This is a genomic window from Rhodococcus sp. H29-C3 (assembly GCF_030063405.1).
Classification (GTDB): domain Bacteria; phylum Actinomycetota; class Actinomycetes; order Mycobacteriales; family Mycobacteriaceae; genus Rhodococcoides.
In genome coordinates this window covers 576,930-598,262 of sequence record NZ_JASITC010000004.1, presented here as the reverse complement: position 1 = coordinate 598,262, position 21,333 = coordinate 576,930, and the positions used below count along the sequence as shown (strand labels likewise).

Here is a 21,333-nt window from a genome sequence, read left to right as displayed (position 1 = left end):
CTGCGTCGGTGGCATCGACGACACCTGCTCGCTCACGGCCGTCGCGCCTGCTCTAGCAGCCAGACCAACAGTGCCTTCTGTGCATGCAACCGGTTCTCGGCCTCGTCCCATACGACACTGCGAGGTCCGTCGAGAACTTCGTCGGTGATCTCCTCCCCGCGATGTGCGGGCAAACAATGCAGCACGACGGCGTCCGGCTTGGCGAGCGCCAACAACTCGGTATCGATCCGGTACGGCCGGAACGGTGCGACGCGATCCAGTCCGTCGTTCTCCTGGCCCATCGACGTCCACGTATCGGTAACCAGAGCGTCTGCGCCTGTCGCTGCGGCCTGAGGGTCGTCGGTGATAGTGATCGTGGCCCCCGTCTGCGCAGCGCGCGCCCTAGCAGCCTCGAGCACGTAATCCCGCGGTGCGAACTCCTTCGGCGCAGCAATCGTCACATTGATTCCTGCGGTGACGCCGCCGAGCAGAAGCGAATGCGCCATGTTGTTCGCTCCGTCACCGAAGTACGCGAGTTCCAGGCCCGTCAACGAGCCCTTCTGCTCGGCGAGAGTCTGCAGATCGGCGAGCACCTGGCACGGATGGAATTCGTCGGACAACGCATTGATGATCGGAACGGTGGCACCCGACGCCATCTGTTCGAGTCGCTTCTGCCCGAACGTGCGCCACACGACCGCCTCGACGTAGCGCGAGAGCACCCGGCCGGTGTCCTGCAGAGTCTCTTCACGCCCCAGCTGAGTATCGCGGCCATCGACGACGACAGCATGACCGCCGAGCTGTGCAATCCCGATCTCGAAGGAAAAACGAGTTCGAGTGGAATTCTTCTCGAAGATGACTCCGACGCCCTGGGGTCCCTCGAGTGGTCGCTTCGAGAACGGAGCGCGCTTGAGTTCGGCGGCGATGGCGAGAACCTCGCCCTGCTGCTGCGGAGTCAGGTCGTCGTCCCGCAGGAAGTTGATCATTGCCATAATTATTCCGTTTCCTGTGCTGAATCGAGAAGTGCGGGAAACGCTGCGACGAACGATGCAGCTTGGTCCTCGGTCAGTACGAGTGGTGGAGCGAGACGCAACACATCGGGCTGCGCCGCGTTGATCAGGAATCCGGCTTCACGTGCGGCCGACTCGACGGCGGGCGCGATGGGCTGGGTCAGCACTACGCCGAGCAGCAGGCCTGCACCGCGGACTCGGTCCACGAGAGGGTGATTCAATTCCTCGATCGAATGAATGAGCAGCTTCCCCATCCGATCTGCATGCGAGATCAGATCGTCCTGTGCGATCGTGCGCAGGACAGCGAGGGCAGCGGCCGCACACACGGGATTGCCGCCGAACGTCGTGCCGTGCTTTCCCGGGTGCAGCAAGGTGGCCGCCTCACCGATACCGATGCAGGCACCGATCGGTAATCCGCCACCGAGGCCCTTGGCGAGGGTGATGACGTCCGGCACAATTCCCACGGCCTGATGCGCGTAGAACCACCCGGTGCGGCCGATGCCGGTCTGTACCTCGTCCAGAACCAACAGGGCGCCGTGACGGGCCGTGATCTCGCGAGCGGCGACGAGATACCCCTCGGGGGGAACGACAACGCCTCCCTCACCCATGATCGGTTCGAGGAACACCGCTGCAGTATCGGAATCGACAGCGGCCTCGAGCGCCGCGACATCGCCGTACGGCACGTGCCGAACGCCTGCAGGCATCGGTTCGAACGGTGCACGCTTGTCCGGCTGACCTGTCAACGCCAAGGCACCCATCGTGCGCCCGTGGAACGATTTCTCTGCCGCAATGATGTTCGGACGACCCGTCAACCGGGCAATCTTGAAGGCAGCCTCGTTGGCCTCGGTGCCCGAGTTGCACAAGAACACTCGACCCGACGTTTCCGCACCGAGGTTGGCGAGCAACTGTTCGGCCAGGGCGATTCCGGGTTCGCTCGCATACAGATTCGACGTGTGCCCCAGGGTCGACAACTGCGTGGTGACCGCTTCGATGACGGCGGGATGCCCGTGACCGAGGATGTTGACAGCTATCCCAGCCAGCAGGTCGAGGTATTCCTTGCCGTCGGCGTCGGTGACAACAGCGCCCTGACCGCGAACCAGAGCGACACGCGGCACGCCGTAATTGTTCATCAGCGAGTTCGACCACCGCGCCTGGAGATCGACGGTTGCGACATGGTCGGTCATAGCTGGTTTTCCTTATCTGCTTGTTGGGCGGGATGGACCATCGTGCCGATTCCTTCACCCGTGAAGAGTTCGACGAGAACCGAGTGCGGCACTCTTCCGTCGATGACGTGTGCCGACGGAACACCACCCAGGACTGCACGTAGGCAGGCTTCCATCTTGGGCACCATGCCAGCGTCGAGGGACGGCAAAAGCGCTGACAATGCGTCGACATCGATCTTCGACGTCAAAGACGAACGATCGGGCCAATCGGTGTACAGCCCTTCGACATCGGTGAGGACAACCAATTTCTCGGCCCCGATGGCTTCCGCGAGCGCTGCCGCAGCAGTATCTGCATTGATGTTGTGTACGACGCCGTCGGCATCGGGTGCGATGGTGGAGACCACGGGAATCCGGCCCGTGGCAATGAGATCGAGCACGGCGTCCGGGTTGACCGAGGTGACGTCGCCGACGAGGCCGATGTCGGTTTCGATGCCGTCGACCATGACGGTGCGCTTCGACGCGGTGAAAAGATGTGCATCTTCCCCGGAGATGCCCACGGCGTAGGGGCCGTGACTGTTGATCAGACCGACGAGCTCACGACCGACCTGGCCGAACAGCACCATCCGCACGACATCCATGACCTCAGGGGTGGTGACGCGGAATCCTCCACGGAATTCCCCGGTCATGCCCAAGCGCGACAGCATCGCAGTTATCTGTGGTCCGCCGCCGTGCACGACGACCGGATGGATGCCGATGGTCCGCAGAAAAACCATGTCCTCAGCGAACGCACGCTTGAGATCGTCGTCGATCATGGCGTTCCCGCCGTACTTGACCACGATGATCTTGTCGTGAAACTTCTGCAGCCACGGCAGCGCACCCGCAAGCGTGTGCGCCTTCTGCGTAGCCGACAAACCCGACCCTGTCACGAGGAGTACGCCGAGTTCTCTTCGACGTAGGCATGTGAAAGATCGGTCGTGCGGATGACCACCGACGCGTCGCCCACACCCAGATCGATGGTCAACTCGATATCTTCTCCCGACAGATCCACCTCGCGAGCGTCGGGAGCTCCGACACCATCGATGCACACCGGATGTCCGTTGAACGAGACGCAGAGTCGGTCGGGATCGAGCTCGATCGGTGCGATACCGATCGCGGCCAGCACCCGGCCCCAATTCGGGTCCGAACCGAACAGCGCTGTCTTCACGAGGCTGTCACGCGCGACGGTTCGGGCACCGATCAGTGCATCGTCCTCCGATACCGCACCGGACACCTTCACAAGAATTCGCTTGGTGACGCCTTCTGCGTCGGCCATCAGCTGATCTGCCAGATCATCACAGACGGCAAGTACTGCGGCGTCGAGATCTTCCTGGGACGGCGCCACCCCGCTCGCGCCCGAGGACAGAAGCAACACGGTGTCATTCGTGGACGTCGCGCCGTCGACATCGAGCCGATCGAAGGACAACCGTGTGGCGCTACGCAGCGCGGTGTCGAGCTGGTCTGCGGTGGCAACGGCATCGGTCGTGACGACGCACAGCATCGTCGCGAGTGAGGGTGCGAGCATCCCTGCGCCCTTTGCCATTCCACCGACATTCCACTTGTCGACATGATGAACCGCAGCTTGCTTGGGTACGGTATCGGTCGTCATGATGGCATGTGCCGCATCGGTACCGCCGGAAATCCCACCGGCGAGCTCATGGACCACCTCAGTGACACCGGGTATCAGTTTGTCCATCGGCAACCTGTCACCGATCAACCCGGTCGAACAGACTGCGACCTCGACAGCCCCGGTCTCAGTCCCCCAATTACTGAGCGCGCCGGCAACTTCCTCCGCAGTGCGATGCGCATCCTGAAATCCGGGTGCACCCGTGCAGGCGTTGGCACCACCCGAGTTCAAGATGACCGCACGTAGCTTTCCGGTACTCAGCACCTGTTGCGACCACAGCACGGGTGCAGCTTTGACCTTGTTGCGGGTGAAGACGCCTGCCGCGGTCAGATCCGGGCCCTCGTTGAAAACCAATGCAAGGTCGGTCCTACCACTGACCTTGATGCCTGCAGCGATTCCAGCGCCGCGAAAACCGGCCGAAGCCGTCACTCCCTGCGTCCGAACGAGCTTGCCCGGCAAGGCATGTGCATCAGCAAGACTGGTCACGGCGCAACTCCCACTGTTGAGAGACCGTCGGTCTCGGGTATTCCAAGGGCAAGGTTCATCGATTGCACTGCGCCGCCTGCGGTGCCTTTGGCCAAATTGTCGATCGCACCGATGACGACGAGCAAACCGGCATCGACATCGACAGACACACTGAGCTGCACTGCATTGGACCCGATCACAGCACCTGTCTGCGGCAACCTGCCACCACCGAGTACGTGCACGAACGGTTCAGCTGCATAAGCTTTTTCGTATATCTCGATCGCCTGGTCCTGCGTCGCCGTCGTGACGGCCGTGCAGGTGGCGAGAATTCCGCGGGGCATGGGAGCGAGGATAGGAGTGAACGACACCGAAACCGGGACCGGGGACAGCGCAGAGAGGTTTTGAATGATCTCCGGAGTGTGCCGATGGGCACCTGCGACTGCGTAAGCCCGCACAGAGCCCATAACTTCGGACCCGAGCAGGTCCGCCTTCGGAGCTCGTCCGCCCCCCGAAGTTCCGGTAACGGCAACAACATTGACGCGCGGTTCGATAATGCCGGCAGCGACGGCCGGAGCGAGCGCAAGACTAGACACCGTCGGATAGCAACCCGGCACAGCGATGCGCGTGGCACCGACGAGCTTCTCCCGTGCACCCGGTAATTCGGGCAAACCGTAAGGCCACGTTCCCGCGTGCGGAGTCTTGTAGTACTTCTCCCATGCGGATGGGTCGGTAAGACGAAAGTCGGCACCGCAATCGATGATGACGACGGTGTCGGGAAGCTGATTGGCGATTTCTGCGGACTTGCCGTGCGGAAGCCCCAGAAATACGACGTCATGTCCGGCAAGTTCGTCGATGGTCGTTTCCGACAGAACGCGATCCGCGAGTGGCAGTAGATGGGGATGGAAGTCACCCAGCTCCGCGCCAGCATTACCTCCGGCGGTCAACGATCCGATGACGAGCGCCCCTGATCGCACGCCTGGGTGGCCGAGCAACAATCGCAGAATCTCGCCGCCTGCGTATCCGCTTGCCCCCGCGACTGCGATTTTCAGCGGAGCTGACCGCTCACCGTCATTCGTTGCATCAACCATACGTTTGATTATGCACCATCATGCAAGCTCATTCATAGTTGGGGCAACTGTCGGCTCAACTATCCTTCATCGACCGCCGGATCTCCTCGAGCTTCTTTCGCCCCGACTCCTGGCGTTCGTTCCACTGTTCATCCAGCGTACGACCAGCCGGGCTGAGGTGATCGAGTTCCTCGGCGCCCAGCGCGGTACCCGTCCGAAGCTCGACCTTGTCCCGAACGCTGTCCCACGTGGGAACACCCTCTTCGTTGTATCCGGTCGGCGACTCCTGGGCCGAGTAACCGGAGCTCACGCCCCCGATGGACTGAGCGCCGCCGCTGTCACCGACAACTTCTGCATCCAGAATCCCCACCGGCGGATCACCGAGCGGTTGGTCGATTCGCGGTCGCGTCAAACCTGGAACGTCGACGTCCGGAACATCGCCTGGCGGAACCGTGCCCGGCTCGACACCACCACTGGCCGTATCTATTTCAGCCAGCAACGCCGATGCTGCGGCATGAACGGGCGCAAGAGCCGGACGGCCGCCAACCGAAGCAAGCACCTCCCGCAACACCGCTACATCGGATCGATCCTCTGCGCTACCAGTGACCATGATTCCTCCTCTGTCCTCGAGTCCGTGCCCCCACGCTACGGAAGAGCGACAGCGGATGTATCAGCTCCGCCAGCGTGCTCCGACTGCGTCTCCCGCCGCAGCAACTGCTGCATCACGAGCCTCTGACGCCTGCGCCTCGGTCAACGTTCCGTCCGGACCGCGGAAGACGAGCGCAAAAGCCAGCGACTTTTGCCCCTCGCCGACCTGTTCGCCTTCGTAGACGTCGAAGAGCCGAATGCTCTCGAGCAATTCACCCGCGCCGGACTTCAACGCCGATTCCACCTCGGAGGATGGGACGGTGTCGGCAACCACAACAGCGACATCTTGCATCACCGCCGGGTACGGAGAGACCACCGGCGCCGGGAATGACTCGACGATCGGTAGTGCGTCCAGATTTATCTCGACCGCACACGTACGCGCAGGCAGTTCCGCCCGCTCGAGCACTGCCGGGTGCAACTCCCCCGCATAACCCACCACGACGCCGTCGACAACCAACTCCGCGCACCTCCCCGGATGCCACGGCAACTTCTGTGCAGCCCTCAACTCGATCTCGACCCCCGCTGCAGTCGCTACGGTTCTCGCCGCGGCGAAAGCGTCCGACGCCTCCACTGGTCGGCCCAGACCCCAGGGGCCGGCCAGCACACTGTGACCGGTAAGGACCGCACCGACATGAACGGGCTGATCCGGCAGTGACCCACGAAGGTGAGCGATGTCCGCGTCCGACGGCCGAGTATCGACGGCAATGGGCTCCACCGTGACGGTGTCGTCGCCGGGCAGAACGACCTGCGCTATTCCGAACAGCAACACATCACGCTGACCACGAGAGACGTTGCGCGCGAGAATCTCGAGCAAGCCGGGAAGAATGGTCGACGCCAGTTCCGGCCGATCGGCTTCCAACGGGTTGAGCACCGTGGTGGTTCGTCGACGCGCATCATCAGCCGGAAGGCCCCACGTATCGAAGACCCCGGTCGGAAGGAACACCGTCGGCAACACCTCGACGTAACCGGCGAATGCAAGCGACTTGCCGACTGCGCGCTTTCGCTTCTGCGCGGGGGTCAGTCCACGGCCCGCGGGTGCAGAGGGCAATACGGACGGAATCTTCTCCAGACCCTCCAGCCGCAGAACTTCCTCGACGAGGTCTGCTGGTTGCTGCAGATCCGGCCGCCAGGTCGGCGGCGTCACGACGAGTTCACCGTGACCCGACTCGCTGACTCCGACCTCGACCTCACACCCGACCTGGGTGAGTCTGCGCGCCGCGACGCCGTTCGGATACGCCACCCCGGCGACGCGGTCGGGTAGGTCGAAATCCATGCGGACGGCGGGGAACGTCACTGCCGATCCGACATCGGTCAGCAGTGGCTCGACTCGGCCACCAGCGATGTCCACGAGCAGCTGAGCGGCACGATCGAGCGCAGCGACAGGCAGCGCTGAATCCACCGTCCGCTCGAAACGCTTGCTGGCCTCGCTCACCAATTTGTGACGCCTACCGGTCCGAAACACCGCCAAAGGATCGAACGAGGCAGCCTCGAGAATCACATCGACGGTGTCGACGCCGACCTCGGTCGATGCCCCACCCATCACTCCGGCCAGCGAAATCGCACCAGAATCATCGGCTATGACGACATCCTCCGCGTCCAGAGTTCGCTCGACGTCGTCGAGAGTCGTGAGCTTCTCCCCCGCCTTTGCACGACGGACGACGATGTCACCCGACAACTTCGCAGCGTCGAACGCATGCAAAGGCTGCCCCAGCTCGTGCAGAACGTAATTCGTCACATCGACCGCCGCCGAAATCGGCCGGACGCCCGCGAGAAGCAGACGACGCTGAATCCACCACGGCGTGACTGCAGCCGGATCGATTCCGCTGACCTTCCGCAACGCAAACCGAGCGGCTTTCGACTCGGTCTCGACCGTCGCAGGCCACACTTCACCTTCGTTGTTCTGCACCGGGCCACTGGCCGGATCGGCAAATTCGAGATCGAAGCTACTCGCAAGCTCACGCGCGAGACCGCGCACCGAGAACGCGTAGCCACGGTCCGGCGTCACGTTGAGCTCGATGACCGAATCATCCAGACCGAGAACTACTTTGGCATCGTCACCGGGTGTCGCAGTCCCCTCGGGCAGGACCAAAATACCGGAATGATCGCGGCCGAGACCGAGCTCTGACGTCGAGCAGATCATGCCGTTCGACGTTTTGCCGTACGTCTCACGCGCAGCAATAGCGAAGCCACCCGGAAGCACGCTGCCCGGCAACGCGGCGACGATCAGATCACCTTCGGCGAAGTTACGAGCCCCGCACACGATCTCCTGCGGTTCCTCTGCCCCGACGTCCACCGAACAGAACCGAATCGGCTTCTTGAACTCCGTCAACTCGGTGATCGACGAAACACGGCCGACGACCAGGGGGCCCGTCACCTGGTCGAGCGAGTCGAGCTCCTCGACCTCGAAGCCGACCCGAACGAAGCCCTCGTCGAGTTCTTCCGGCGTCACTTTCCACTCCGGCGCCGTGCGCTGTAGAACCTCGGTCAACCAGGATTGTGGAACTCGCACGTCTGCTCAGCTCTTTCTGCGTGTCGAAAACGGTGGTGCCTCGCGGGCAGTCGGTAGAGAAACGTTGCGTCCGTCAGGCCTCGACGCCGAAGGGCAACGTGAAACGAATATCACCCTCGACGATGTCGCGCATATCGGGAATGTCGTTGCGGAACTGCAGAGTCCGCTCCAAGCCCATCCCGAACGCAAATCCCGAGTACACCTCCGGATCGATCCCGCTGGCACGAAGAACCTTGGGATTGACCATTCCGCAGCCGCCCCATTCCACCCAGCCGGCTCCGCCCTTCTTCTTCGGGAACCACACGTCCACCTCCGCCGAAGGCTCGGTGAACGGAAAGTAGTTGGGTCGCATGCGCGTGCGCGTCTCGTCACCGAACAGTGCTCGCGCAAACGCGTCGAGAGTTCCACGCAGATGAGCCATCGTCAGCCCCTTGTCGATCGCAAGACCTTCCACCTGGTGGAACACCGGGGTGTGCGTCGAGTCGAGCTCGTCGGTGCGAAAGGTTCTACCTGGGCAGACAATGTAGATCGGCAGCTCGCGCGACAGCATCGAGCGCACCTGTACAGGCGAGGTATGAGTCCGAAGCACCTGACGTGAACCCTCAGGTGCGATATGGAACGTGTCCTGCATGGTGCGCGCAGGATGATCAGGCAGGAAGTTGAGAGCGTCGAAGTTGAAATGCTCGGCCTCGACTTCCGGACCCTCCTCGACTTCCCATCCCATTGCGACGAAAACATCCGCGACCTGGTCGGAAATGATCGTGATGGGGTGGCGCGCGCCCACCGGGCGGACATTCGACGGCAACGTCACGTCGATCGTCTCCGCCACGAGAATCGCCGCATCGCGCTCAGCGAGAAGAACCTCGCGGCGCGCGTCGAACGCCTTCTGCACACGATCGCGCGCGACCTTGACTCGTTTGCCGGCGTCAGCCTTCTGATCCCCCGGAATCGAGCCGAGAGCACGCTGAGCCAGGGCCAGCGGCGCGCGGTTGCCGATGTGCTCGATCTTCACCTTCGACAATTCGTCCAGATCATGTACGTCGGCGAATGCCTTCTCCGCACCGTCGACTGCAGCACCCAGTGCGGACTCCTCGAGCACGCTCGGATCGACAGGCTGGGCGTTGTCGCCATCTTTCTTCGCCACGAGAGGTGCAACTCCTTGATGGTGGTTGATGTCGTTCGAACGACCCTGCCGATCCTAAGCGAGAAGGTCGAGTCAAATATTGCGGGACCTGCGCTGAGCGCGGGCACTCGAGTACAAGCAGATAGCTGCCGCTGTGGCGAGGTTGAAGCTCTCGGCACGACCATGAATGGGAATCCTGACACGATGATCGGCCGAAGCGGCCACAGCCGCGTCCAATCCGTGAGCTTCGTTGCCGAACAACCACGCCGTCGGCCCACTCAGCAGCTCGTCGGCATCATCTAGATCGATCTCACCATCGGCTGCGGTGGCAAGAATCTTCACTCCGCTCGCTCGCAGGGCATCGAGCCCCTGTTCGACCGAGCGTTCGCGAGCGATCGGCAAGTGAAAAAGACTCCCCGCCGACGCTCGGACACACTTGCCGTTGTGCGGATCGACCGAGTCCCCCAGCATTACGACCGCATCGGCACCGACAGCGTCGGCGACCCGGATAACCGTGCCAGCGTTACCCGGCTCCGATACCTCCACCGGAACGGCGATCAAAGTGGGATCGACTCCGAGCGCATCGCCGAGGCCAACATCCACAAGTCGACAGACCGCGACGATTCCGGGCGGTGTCACCGTGTCGGAAAGACCCCGCGCCGCTCGAGCGCTGATGGCATGAGTGCGAATTCCCACGCTGCGGGCTGCATCGAGAACGCCGCCATTGCGGTCGACGGAATCCTCCGCATAGAACAACTCTCGGACGACACCCGCACCGAGTGCCTCGGTCACCGAATTGGTTCCTTCGGCCAGGAACAGCCCCGACTTGCGACGCTCCGACGCACGCAACAGCTTCACAGCCGAAACGACCCGTGGAGTCCGCTCGGTGAGCATGTCCACGGGCCGTTCAGGATCTGGATCGTCGTGCGTCAGCTTGCTCAGGCTGCTTCTCCAGCAGGAGCGTTGACATCGGCAGGCAGTGCAGCCTTGGCGATGGCCACCAGGCCGGCGAAAGCCGGTGCATCCGACACAGCGAGCTCGGCGAGGATCTTGCGGTCGACCTCGACGCCCCCGAGCCGCAGGCCCTGGATCAAGCGGTTGTACGTGATGTCGTTGGCGCGAGCTGCTGCGTTGATACGCGTGATCCACAGCCGACGGAAGTCACCCTTGCGTGCCTTGCGGTCACGGTATGCATAGGTGAGCGAGTGGAGCTGCTGCTCCTTGGCCTTGGTGTACAGACGTGAGCGCTGTCCGCGGTATCCCTTGGATGCCTCGAGAATCGAACGGCGCTTCTTCTGGGCGTTGACCGCCCGTTTTACGCGTGCCACTGGTAAATCCTGTCGATCTGGGGGCTTCTAGAAACCCCGAATGGTAATGGGATGGCGCCGACCGAGACGGTCGACTACGAAGTCCAGATCAGATGCCGAGCAGGCGCTTGATCCGCGGCACGTCGGCCTTGGTCACAACTGCAACGCCGTCGAGACGACGGGTTCTCCTGCTGGACTTGTGCTCCAGCAAGTGGCTACGACCAGCCTTCTGGCGCATGATCTTGCCGCTGCCGGACACCTTGAATCGCTTCTTGGCGCCACTGTGAGTCTTCTGCTTGGGCATGGAGTCCTCAGTTCTGTGTTGCTCTTCGGTCTTGCTCGGCACGTCCGTGACGATCTCGTCGGCACAGAACGTCTTACGGGTCGTACTCGGTTCGGTAGCGCAGTCTCTAGTTGCTCGGCGGCGTTGCTGCTGCTGCCGGAGCATCTGTCGGAGCCGGCTCTGCAGCGGCGGGTGCCGGAGCATCCGGAGCCGAGGTAGTCGGTGCCGGAGCAGGAGCACGCTGAGCGGGCGGAGCCGCTGCGCTTTCCTGTGCCTTGACGCGAGTCTTGGCACCCTTGTGTGGGGCCAAGACCATTGTCATGTTGCGACCGTCCTGCTTGGCCGAGGTCTCGACGAAGCCAAGATCTGCAACGTCTGCGCCCAGCCGCTGCAGCAGACGGAATCCGAGCTCCGGACGAGACTGCTCGCGACCACGGAACATAATGGTGACCTTGACCTTCGACCCGGCTTCGAGGAAGCGAACAACGTTGCGCTTCTTGGTCTCGTAGTCATGGGCGTCGATCTTCGGGCGGAGCTTCTGCTCCTTGATCACGGTGAGGGTCTGGTTCTTGCGCGATTCGCGCGCCTTCTGCGCTGCCTCGTACTTGAACTTCCCGTAGTCCATGATCTTGCAGACCGGCGGACGAGCGTCGGGAGCCACTTCTACGAGATCGAGATCGGCTTCGAGAGCCAAGCGGAGTGCATCTTCAACACGCACGATGCCAACCTGTTCACCGCCAGGTCCGACTAAACGAACCTCGGGAACACGAATGCGATCGTTGATGCGAGTCTCAGTGCTGATGGGGCCTCCTAGGTAGTGCGGTGAGGGGTCTAGCCGACCGCCCGCCATTGGCACAGCCCGCCTGCCCGGGTCCTTCGACACTCGTTGCCGGAGAACGCTGTCTCCTACAACGAAAAAACCCTACTCCAGCATTCCGCTGGTGCAGGGCCCGATGTCGACCGATCGACAAATACCGCATACATCGCAATATCGTCTCCTCCGAAGAGGAAGCCCGAGCGGCATCTCTGCTACTGCGGGCGACCGGACCGGTACCAGCTTGAACACTGGGTACCGGTGGGAGTCGGGCTCCACTTGCTGCCTCCGAACTGTGCACTCTCGTAAGAAAGAACACGCCGAAGACGGTCGATGAGGAACAGTACCAGCCACCCAGGGGTTCGGAGAAATCGGCGCCGGCGGGAGCGGGCCGAGAGCGTGAATGAAGCGCTCGAGCGATGTGATCGTATGGATGAACCATTCGAGCGGTGTGGGCATTGCCGCGGTACACCTGATGTCAGTGGCTCGTGCCGCCGTGCCATCCTCGTGAGCATGACGAGCACTCCCGAACCTGTCAATGAAAGCCGCGAACCAGAAGTCCGCGAACTCGCAGACGTTCCTGCTGTCGAAGTAATCAGCCGCGCCGCCGTGATGCTCATGAGCTCCGCAGCCGAGAAGCTCGGCCTCTCCGAGCCGGACCCGTCGGAAAGCCCCTACCTCGATCTCGACGAAGCGCGCCGAGTCATCACCGCACTCGCAGGACTCGTCACTGCATCGGTCGAATACCTCGGACCGCACGCCGGACCGATCCGCGAAGGGCTTCAGGCGCTGCAGAAAGCATTCCGCGAAGCGTCCGCGCATCCCGACGAGCCAGGCAAAGGACCCGGAGAGAAGTACACCGGCCCGGTGTACTGATCCGCTTCCTCCGCCTTCTCCACTCGCCGGCCACCTTCGGCCCGCTTCGTCTGGACAACCCTGAGGACGGTCAGACCGAAGCGGCCTTTCGTGGCCGGCGTTTCTTTACCGGCGCCTTCTTTGGCTCCGGCGCGGGCTCACGGGCCAGCGCCTCCTGCAGGAATTTTCCGGTGTAGCTTTCCGGAACTGCTGCTACTTCCTCTGGATTTCCTTCTGCCACAACGATTCCACCGCCATTGCCGCCTTCTGGTCCCATATCGATCACCCAGTCGGACACCTTGATGACATCGAGATTGTGCTCGATGACGATGACGGTGTTGCCCTTGTCGACGAGACCGTTGACCACGCCGAGCAGCTTCCGAATATCCTCGAAATGCAGGCCGGTGGTCGGTTCGTCGAGAATGTAGACGGTTCGTCCTGTCGACCGCTTCTGGAGTTCGGCAGCTAGCTTCACGCGCTGCGCCTCACCGCCGGACAACGTCGTGGCGGGCTGGCCGAGTCGGACGTATCCGAGACCGACCTCGACGAGTGTCTTGAGATACCGGTGGATGGAGGTGATGGCCTCGAAGAAGTCCGCGGCCTCCTCGATGGGCATATCGAGGACCTGCGCGATCGTCTTCCCCTTGTAGTGAACCTCGAGCGTCTCTCGGTTGTAGCGAGCGCCTTCGCACACCTCACACGGAACGTAGACGTCAGGAAGAAAGTTCATCTCGATCTTCAAGGTTCCGTCGCCGGAGCACGCCTCGCATCGACCGCCCTTGACGTTGAACGAGAACCTCCCGGGCTGGTAGCCACGAACCTTCGCCTCGGTAGTGGATGCAAACAAGGTACGAACCTTGTCGAACACGCCGGTGTAGGTGGCTGCGTTAGACCTCGGCGTACGCCCGATCGGTGACTGATCGACTCGCACGAGTTTGTCGAGTTGGTCCAAGCCGTTGATGCGAGTGTGACGGCCCGGCACCTGCCGCGCCCCGTTGAGCTTGTTGGCCATGACGGTTGCCAAGATGTCGTTGACCAGAGTCGACTTGCCCGAACCCGACACGCCCGTCACTGCAGTCAGAACTCCGAGGGGGAAGCTGACGTCGATGCCGCGCAGATTGTGCTCCCGAGCACCCACGACTGTTACCTGACGCTTCTTGTCGACAACCCGTCGCGCATCGGGCAGTGGGATCTGTAAACGCCCCGACAAGTATGCGCCCGTCAGCGACTCTTCCGAGGTGAGTAGATCCTCGTAGGAACCGCTGTGTACGACGCGGCCGCCGTGTTCACCGGCGAGCGGTCCGATGTCGACCACCCAGTCTGCAGTTCGAATTGTGTCCTCGTCGTGTTCGACGACGATCAAGGTATTGCCCAGATCGCGAAGCCGGGTCAGCGTATCGATGAGCCGACGGTTGTCGCGCTGATGCAACCCGATGGACGGCTCGTCGAGCACGTACAGCACTCCGACGAGTCCGGACCCAATTTGGGTGGCCAGCCTGATGCGCTGTGCTTCCCCGCCGGAAAGCGAGCCCGCTGCGCGGGACAGTGACAGATATTCGAGACCGACGTCGAGAAGGAAGCCGAGACGCGCTTGAACTTCTCGAAGCACTTGACCGGCGATGGCTTCCTCTTTGGATCCCAGCGTGAGGCTGTTCAAGAAGTCGGCAGTTTCGGAAATGGATAGCTTGCAGACGTCAGCGATGGACTTCGCACCGAAATCGCCCGCTTCGATGGTGACCGACAGAATCTCCGGACGCAGCCGGTCTCCCCCACAGGCAGGACAAGGAACGTCGCGCATGTAGCCGTCGTAGCGTTCCTTCATCTGTTCGGACTCGGTTTGCTCGAGCCTGCGGTGCAAGAAAGGCATGACGCCTTCGAACTCCGCATAGTAGGAGCGGGTGCGACCGTAGCGGTTCTTGTACTTGACGTGAACCTGATGCTCGCTGCCCTCGAGAACTGCACGCTTGACCTTGGCGGGCAGCTTGCTCCACGGCGCATCGAGGTCGAATTCCATGGCGTCGGCCAACCCGGACAGCAGGCGGCCGAAGTACTCCGAAGTCTGGCCCATCGACCACGGGGCGATCGCACCGCCGGCAAGCGAGAGATCCGGATCAGGAACGACCAGCTCGGGGTCCACTTCCTTGCGGACGCCGAGACCGAGGCATTCGGAACATGCGCCGTAAGGGGAGTTGAACGAGAAGGACCGCGGCTCCAAGTCGTCGATCGAGAGTGGGTGCGCATTAGGACATGCGAGCTTCTCGGAGAATCGACGTTCTCGATCAGGGGCATCTTCTTCACGGTCGACGAAGTCGAGGACCACGATGCCGTCGGCGAGACGCAACGCGGTCTCGATGGAGTCGGTTAGACGCTGTTTGGAGCCGGCCTTGACCGTGAGTCGGTCGACCACGACCTCGATGTCGTGCTTCTCCTGCTTTTTCAGCTTCGGAGGATCATTGAGTTGGTGGACAACGCCGTCGACACGAATACGCGAATAACCCTGGGTATTGAGGGAATCGAACAGGTCTACGAACTCACCCTTACGGGTACGGACGACCGGTGCGAGGACCTGGAACTTGATCCCCTCTTCCATCGCCAACACCTGATCGACGATCTGCTGAGGGGTCTGCCGGGCGATCCTCTCGCCACAGACCGGGCAGTGGGCCGTTCCAGCACGAGCGAAGAGCAGACGGAGATAGTCGTATACCTCGGTGATGGTGCCCACAGTCGACCGCGGATTTCGGTTGGTCGACTTCTGATCGATGGAGACAGCGGGCGACAATCCCTCGATGAAGTCGACGTCCGGCTTGTCCATCTGTCCCAGAAACTGGCGCGCATACGCGGACAGCGACTCGACATAACGGCGCTGGCCTTCGGCGAAGATCGTGTCGAAGGCGAGCGAGGATTTGCCTGAACCCGAGAGGCCTGTAAAGACGATGAGGCTGTCCCGAGGCAGATCGATGTCGACCCCTCGCAGGTTGTGTTCACGCGCACCCCGCACTATCAGGCGATCCGCCACTGTCTTCCCTTCTTGTCGAACGACCAGGCTGTTCAGGCTCGTGTACCACCGGCCTGAACAGTCGAACCGTCGCTCCATGGACGCATACGTAAGGGCGAACCTCACGCAGTAGCAATGCTAGGCCGACCCTCTGACACGTTATTCTGACTCGGAGGGCCGAACAGGGTTTGTAGTCGCGCCGACGGTAGCGTCCCCTAGATGGACGAGCACCTTATGGCCATCGACGACGACTACACCGGCGCAGTCTCCCCAGGATCAGCACCTGCGCGGCGCACGATCTCGAACGGGACGATCACCAAGATGTCCGTCGGCCCCATGGACAACAACGCATATCTCATCGTTTGTTCCACCACCGGGGAATCGATGCTGATCGATGCAGCGAACGAAGCACCACGCCTGGCGCAGTTGATCGACGAGAACGCGCCAAGACTTTCACTCATCGTCACTACGCACCAACACGGTGATCACTGGCAGGCATTGGAAGACATCGCAGCAGGCACCGCCTCGCCGACTGCTGCACACAGTTTGGACGCCGAACCACTACCGGTGACACCGGACCGCCTGTTGAAAGACGGAGACAGCATCGACGTGGGTGAACTCACGTTCGATGTCATCCATCTGCGTGGGCATACGCCTGGGTCGATCGCATTGGCTCACACCGACGCCAAGGACGGCGTCGTTCACCTCTTCACCGGTGACTCGCTCTTTCCAGGCGGTGTCGGAAAGACGTCGGGGCCCGAGAACTTCGTCCAACTTCTCGACGACGTGACCACGAAGCTGTTCGACCGGTTCGGTGACGATGCCATCGTCTACCCAGGCCACGGCAAGGACACGACGCTCGGTGCCGAACGCCCTCACCTCGGCGAATGGCGAGAACGCGGATGGTGAAACACCGTCAGGCTTGAAACCGACGAAGCCTGGGTATGACTACGCTGGAACAACGTGGTCGGTATGGGGGCATATTCCTGTGCTGCGCCGCGTAGAACATCTTCGTTCACTCACGATCTACGCAGGAGGCTGTCAATGCTTGTCCGCCGTATCGCCCGACCGCTGATGTCGACCATCTTCATCGCGGGGGGCATCGACGCGCTCCGGAACCCAACAGGCAGGGCGCAAGCCGCCACACCGCTGATCGAACAGGGCCAGGACGCGTTGCCGGACAGCGTCACTTCGAATCTCCCCAGCGATCCCGAGACCCTGGTCCGGATCAACGGAGCGATTCAGGTCGGCGGCGGTCTGTTGCTTGCCACCGGTAAGGCACCGCGGATCGCCTCACTCGCGCTGGCGGGCACATTGATTCCGACGACATACGTCGGCCATGCCTTCTGGAACGAGACCGATCCCGCTGCCAAAGCTGCGCAGCGCACTCAGTTCTTCAAGAACGTCAGCCTGCTGGGCGGCCTGCTCATCGCTGCGGTCGACACCGAGGGCAAGCCATCCTTGGCGTGGCGGGGTCGCCGTGCCGCACGTAAGGCGTCCGAATCCGTTCAGTCCGCGCTACCCGGCTCCCATGACACCGCAGACCGACTCGGTAGCGCTTCCGACCGAGTGAAAGAGTTGGCTTCGGTCGCTGCGACTCGTGGCTCGCACTTCGCCGACGCCGCACAGCCCGTCGTATCCAAGTGGGCCGACGTCGCTACGGAAAAGGGCTCGGAACTCGCCGACGCCGCACAGCCCGTCGTATCCAAGTGGGCCGACGTCGCAGCGGAAAAGGGCTCGGAACTCGCCGACGCCGCGCAGCCGGTCCTCTCTCGCTGGGCGCACAAGGCTGAAGACCGTGGTTCCGAGCTGGCGAAGGTCGCACAGAAGCGCGGATCCAAGCTTGCCGACAAAACAGCCGACCGGGGCACCGAGCTCGCAAAGGTCGCACAGAAGCGCGGATCCAAGCTCGCAGACAAAACATCCGACCGGAGTTCGAAGCTCGCCGATACGGCAGCCGAGCGCGGTGCAGTTTTGGCCGAGCTTGCCCAAGATCGCGGCACCAAGTGGGCCAATCTTGCCACTGAGCGGGCATCGGAATTTGCCGAACTAGCACAGGACCGCGGCAGTAAGTGGGCCGACGTCGCCGCCGATCGGACCGAAACACTCAGCAAGCGCGCCCGCAAGCGCGCAGCACAGCAGAGCCGGGAGTTCGACAAGGCAACCGAGAAGGCTCAGGCCAAGCTCGCGAAGAAGGTCGAGAAGACTCGGAAAGAGCTGGACAAGCGCGTTCAGAAGTACTCCAAGTAGCCAATTCGACAGGCTGATCGAAAAGGGCCCCGTCCTGAACTGCGGTTCTGCGGCGGGGTCCTTTTTTGTCGTAGACTTCTTGGGCGAATTTCGATTCACCGAAATTTCGCTGCCGAACTCCCGAGGAGACCCTTTGCCGGACGACGGCCCCACAATCGCCGACAAGTCAGAAGAAGACACCCTGTCCGACCAGGATCGTGAGCAGACATACGTCACGATGCTTTACAACCAGTTGGACGCGCTCCGTCAGTACGCAAGGACACGGCTCAGTGCAGTACTCCTGGCAACCGGCGGAACCCCGCAGGCTCGCAGTGAGCGCGAATCGTTCAGCCAGATGTACAACGACGACATCGCAAAGTACGACGCCGCCGAAAACGGACTCTGCTTCGGCCGCATCGACCTCGCACCACAATCCGAGGAGGATGGTGTCCGCTACATCGGTCGGGTGGGAATTCTGGACGAGGCAAACGATTACGAGTCGCTTCTGCTCGACTGGCGTGCACCGATGGCCCGTCCGTTCTATCTTGCGACGCCCGCTGCTCCCGAGGACATAGTTCGCCGCAGGCACATCCGCACCCGCAGTCGTCGCGTCACCTCGATCGCCGACGAGTACCTCGATCTGGAGGCGGCCCAGCACGCGCGACGCGACGCGACCGCGACCGGAGTTGCAGGTGAGAGCGCGCTGTTGTCCGCACTCGAAGCGGCACGTACCGGGCATATGAACGACATCGTCGAGACCATCCAGAGCGAGCAGGACGCAATCATTCGATCAGAGCACCGCAGTGTGCTCGTCGTACAGGGCGGTCCAGGTACCGGCAAAACGGCCGTAGCCCTGCACCGTGCCGCTTACCTGCTGTACACCTATCGACAGCAGTTGGCGAAGAGTGGCGTTCTCATCATCGGTCCGAACGCAACGTTCCTCGACTACATCGGCCAGGTATTACCCTCGCTCGGCGAAACCGGTGTCCTGTTGTCGACGGTCGGAAATCTGTATCCGGGCGTGAGGTCCACGGTGGAGGATTCGATCACCGCAGCCGAGGTAAAGGGATCGACCTCGATGGTCGCCGTTCTGACCAAGGCAGTGCGCGATCGCCAAGAGATTCCGGCGGAGCCGACGCGCTTACGCTTCGACACCTACGACATCGTCCTCGACAAGAAAATCGTCTCTCGGGCTCGCGGACGCGCACGATCCTCGCGACGACCACACAACTTGGCGCGACCGCTGTTCGTGTCCTCGGCGATCGACGGACTTGCACAACAGCTCGCGGCAACTCTGGGCGAGAACCTCGTCGACGGTGGAAGTCTACTCAGCCGCGATGATATTGCCGACATGCGCGACGAAATGCGTGAAGACGCCGAGGTAATGGCAGCTATCGACGCACTGTGGCCGGACCTGTCACCGCAGCAAGTTCTGCTGGAACTGTTCGCATCCCCGGCGAGGATCGAATCTGCGACCCCGGATCTGTCGCAGGCCGAACGGAACTCCCTGTTCCGAGTGGGGCGCGGTTTCAGCGCGGGAGATGCACCTCTGCTCGACGAGTTGGCCGAGTTGCTCGGAATCGACGATGCGGCCGAACGGGAACGGGCAAATCGGCAGTGGCGCAGTCAGATTGCCGATGCACAAGGCGCGTTGGACATTCTGACAGGCTCGGCACCTCAGGACCTGGAAGACGAACTGGACCCTGAGATCCTGATGGCATACGACTTGATCGACGCCAGCCAACTGGCAGCCAGACAGGACTCCGGCGCCCGACTCACCACAGCCGAGCGAGCTGCAGGCGACCGCACCTGGACGTACGGCCATGTCATCGTCGACGAAGCTCAGGAGCTGTCCGACATGGCGTGGCGAATGGTGATGCGTCGTATCCCCAATCGCTGGATGACCTTGGTGGGCGACGTCGCCCAAACCGGAGATCCAGCAGGCACCACATCGTGGGGCGAAGTGTTGGAACCGTATGTCGCGCAGCGGTGGAAGCGCACCGAGTTGACCGTGAACTACCGGACGCCGTCGGAGATCATGGTCGTTGCGCGGGATGTGTTGGCTGCCATCGACCCAATTCAGTCGGTTCCCAGGTCGATCCGCGAATCGGGCAATCTACCGTGGGCCCAGCAGGTCACGAGCGCCGATCTCGTAAAGGTTGTCGCCGAGCGTGTTTCCGAGCACCCGCGACCCGGTCTCAGCGCCGTACTGGTGCCGCACGGACTTCTCGCCGAGTTATCTCATCTGACATCGGAGTTCGTGACCGTCTCGACAGTCAAGGATGCGAAGGGACTCGAATTCGATTCGGTGCTCATCGTCGAACCTGCAGAGATCCTCGCGGAGTCTCCGCGAGGTATGGGCGACCTGTACGTTGCACTGACTCGTGCGACGCAACGCTTGGGCGTCGTTCATGCCGAGACGTTGCCGAGCGAACTGTCGGGCTTGGCCTCGTTCGCCGTATCGGCGCACTGAAACGGCAGCGAGGCAAACGGGAACGACTATGGCAGCCGACCCACAACGGGTCGGCTGCCATAGTCGTCGAAAAGCGAAGTCGTCGAACAGCGACAGGCAGCTCAGCGAACCGTGTGAACGATAAGCACGTCGCACGTGGATTTGCGTGCGGCGTCGGACGGAACAGATCCGAGTAGACGGCCCGTCAAAGAGTTGAGCCCGCGATTACCGACGACCAGAAGGTCGGCTTCGACGTCGCCGACCAATTCCAGCAGCGATTCGACGGGGGCCCCGACGATCGCTCGCTCGTCGATCTTCTTGGCGCCGAATTTGATCGCGTGCTCGCGAGCGGTGCGAAGAATGTCATGGGTGGGTGCAGAGCCGGTGATCTGGTAGGCGTCTTCGCGAAGGGCATCGGCTGCCTTGGCGTTGTCCTTCGGATCCGACGGGTAGTAGGCGCACGCGATCACGAGTGTCGCGTCGGCGTCACCCGCCAGCGCGGCGGCTTTCTCCACAGCCCGCAAAGACGATTCGGAGCCATCGGTTCCGACGACGACGGTGCGGTAGGCACTCATTCATTCCTCCAGTTGTAGGTTGTGTCACACATATTCGTGACGCTTTCGTCCGCTGTTTCATGAATCTCTACAAGGCTCGACATACCGGGCCTCGAAGATCGTTGCGATGACACTATCGGTAACTGTCAGTCGTCATGCGGAGATCGCCGACAACACGATCTCGCGGTCTCACCTACATTGGCTTGTATGCGCATCCCTT

18 protein-coding genes are annotated in these 21,333 nt (G+C 62.0%); 4 read left to right on the top strand and 14 right to left on the bottom strand.

Annotated features, from left to right (window positions below):
- Positions 1-32: 32 nt before the first annotated feature.
- The 12 genes from argF to infC all read right to left on the bottom strand — a co-directional run bounded on the left by argF (position 33) and on the right by infC (position 12,064).
- A complete protein-coding gene (gene argF / locus QMK32_RS12945) occupies positions 33-968 on the bottom strand; it encodes an ornithine carbamoyltransferase (protein WP_283475314.1) in 936 nt (311 codons plus the stop codon).
- Positions 969-970: 2 nt separating this feature from the next.
- Complete coding sequence (locus QMK32_RS12940; protein ID WP_283475313.1) at positions 971-2,170, bottom strand: acetylornithine transaminase; 1,200 nt, start codon at positions 2,168-2,170, stop codon at positions 971-973.
- Positions 2,167-3,075, bottom strand: coding sequence for an acetylglutamate kinase (argB, locus tag QMK32_RS12935; protein ID WP_283475312.1), 909 nt, complete (start codon positions 3,073-3,075; stop codon positions 2,167-2,169). Before argB ends, QMK32_RS12940 begins: the two co-directional genes overlap by 4 nt.
- The gene (argJ, locus tag QMK32_RS12930) at positions 3,072-4,298 is read right to left on the bottom strand and encodes a bifunctional glutamate N-acetyltransferase/amino-acid acetyltransferase ArgJ (RefSeq protein ID WP_283475311.1); all 1,227 of its coding nucleotides are present in this window, start codon (positions 4,296-4,298) and stop codon (positions 3,072-3,074) included. Before argJ ends, argB begins: the two co-directional genes overlap by 4 nt.
- The gene (gene argC, locus QMK32_RS12925) at positions 4,295-5,365 is read right to left on the bottom strand and encodes an N-acetyl-gamma-glutamyl-phosphate reductase (RefSeq protein WP_283475310.1); all 1,071 of its coding nucleotides are present in this window, start codon (positions 5,363-5,365) and stop codon (positions 4,295-4,297) included. The genes argJ and argC overlap by 4 nt, the downstream gene beginning before the upstream one ends.
- A 55-nt stretch (positions 5,366-5,420) precedes the next feature.
- Positions 5,421-5,954 carry a hypothetical protein gene (locus tag QMK32_RS12920; protein WP_283475309.1) on the bottom strand — a complete coding sequence of 178 codons (534 nt, stop codon included), beginning with the start codon at positions 5,952-5,954 and terminating at the stop codon, positions 5,421-5,423.
- A gap of 60 nt (positions 5,955-6,014) precedes the next feature.
- Positions 6,015-8,501, bottom strand: a complete 2,487-nt coding sequence (gene pheT / locus QMK32_RS12915; RefSeq protein WP_283475308.1) for a phenylalanine--tRNA ligase subunit beta — start codon at positions 8,499-8,501, stop codon at positions 6,015-6,017.
- 73 nt (positions 8,502-8,574) lie between these two features.
- The gene (gene pheS, locus QMK32_RS12910) at positions 8,575-9,645 is read right to left on the bottom strand and encodes a phenylalanine--tRNA ligase subunit alpha (protein ID WP_269303817.1); all 1,071 of its coding nucleotides are present in this window, start codon (positions 9,643-9,645) and stop codon (positions 8,575-8,577) included.
- Between the two features lie 72 nt (positions 9,646-9,717).
- Complete coding sequence (locus tag QMK32_RS12905) at positions 9,718-10,524, bottom strand: TrmH family RNA methyltransferase (protein ID WP_283475307.1); 807 nt, start codon at positions 10,522-10,524, stop codon at positions 9,718-9,720.
- Positions 10,525-10,562: 38 nt separating this feature from the next.
- On the bottom strand, positions 10,563-10,952 hold the full coding sequence (rplT, locus tag QMK32_RS12900; protein WP_084346513.1) for a 50S ribosomal protein L20: 390 nt from the start codon (positions 10,950-10,952) through the stop codon (positions 10,563-10,565).
- Between the two features lie 88 nt (positions 10,953-11,040).
- Entirely contained in the window at positions 11,041-11,235 is a 195-nt protein-coding gene (gene rpmI / locus QMK32_RS12895; protein WP_283475373.1) for a 50S ribosomal protein L35, read from the bottom strand.
- 106 nt (positions 11,236-11,341) lie between these two features.
- Positions 11,342-12,064, bottom strand: coding sequence for a translation initiation factor IF-3 (gene infC / locus QMK32_RS12890; protein ID WP_283475306.1), 723 nt, complete (start codon positions 12,062-12,064; stop codon positions 11,342-11,344).
- A 477-nt stretch (positions 12,065-12,541) separates the two neighbouring features.
- Between infC and QMK32_RS12885 the strand changes: the two genes are divergently transcribed.
- A complete protein-coding gene (locus QMK32_RS12885; RefSeq protein WP_269303825.1) occupies positions 12,542-12,904 on the top strand; it encodes a DUF1844 domain-containing protein in 363 nt (120 codons plus the stop codon).
- A gap of 70 nt (positions 12,905-12,974) precedes the next feature.
- Here the strand turns inward: QMK32_RS12885 and uvrA are convergent, their stop codons facing one another.
- Positions 12,975-15,899 (bottom strand): excinuclease ABC subunit UvrA, encoded by a 2,925-nt coding sequence (gene uvrA / locus QMK32_RS12880; RefSeq protein WP_269303827.1) that lies wholly within the window; start codon positions 15,897-15,899, stop codon positions 12,975-12,977.
- Between the two features lie 198 nt (positions 15,900-16,097).
- On the opposite strand from uvrA, the gene QMK32_RS12875 reads away from it, so the two are divergent.
- The 3 genes from QMK32_RS12875 to QMK32_RS12865 all read left to right on the top strand — a co-directional run bounded on the left by QMK32_RS12875 (position 16,098) and on the right by QMK32_RS12865 (position 20,580).
- Entirely contained in the window at positions 16,098-16,787 is a 690-nt protein-coding gene (locus QMK32_RS12875) for an MBL fold metallo-hydrolase (protein ID WP_283475305.1), read from the top strand.
- A 135-nt stretch (positions 16,788-16,922) separates the two neighbouring features.
- Positions 16,923-18,128, top strand: a complete 1,206-nt coding sequence (locus QMK32_RS12870) for a DoxX family protein (protein WP_269303831.1) — start codon at positions 16,923-16,925, stop codon at positions 18,126-18,128.
- Positions 18,129-18,345: 217 nt separating this feature from the next.
- On the top strand, positions 18,346-20,580 hold the full coding sequence (locus tag QMK32_RS12865; RefSeq protein ID WP_283475372.1) for a HelD family protein: 2,235 nt from the start codon (positions 18,346-18,348) through the stop codon (positions 20,578-20,580).
- 101 nt (positions 20,581-20,681) lie between these two features.
- On the opposite strand, the gene QMK32_RS12860 is transcribed toward QMK32_RS12865, so the two are convergent.
- Entirely contained in the window at positions 20,682-21,134 is a 453-nt protein-coding gene (locus QMK32_RS12860) for a universal stress protein (RefSeq protein ID WP_136172131.1), read from the bottom strand.
- Positions 21,135-21,333 lie beyond the last annotated feature (199 nt).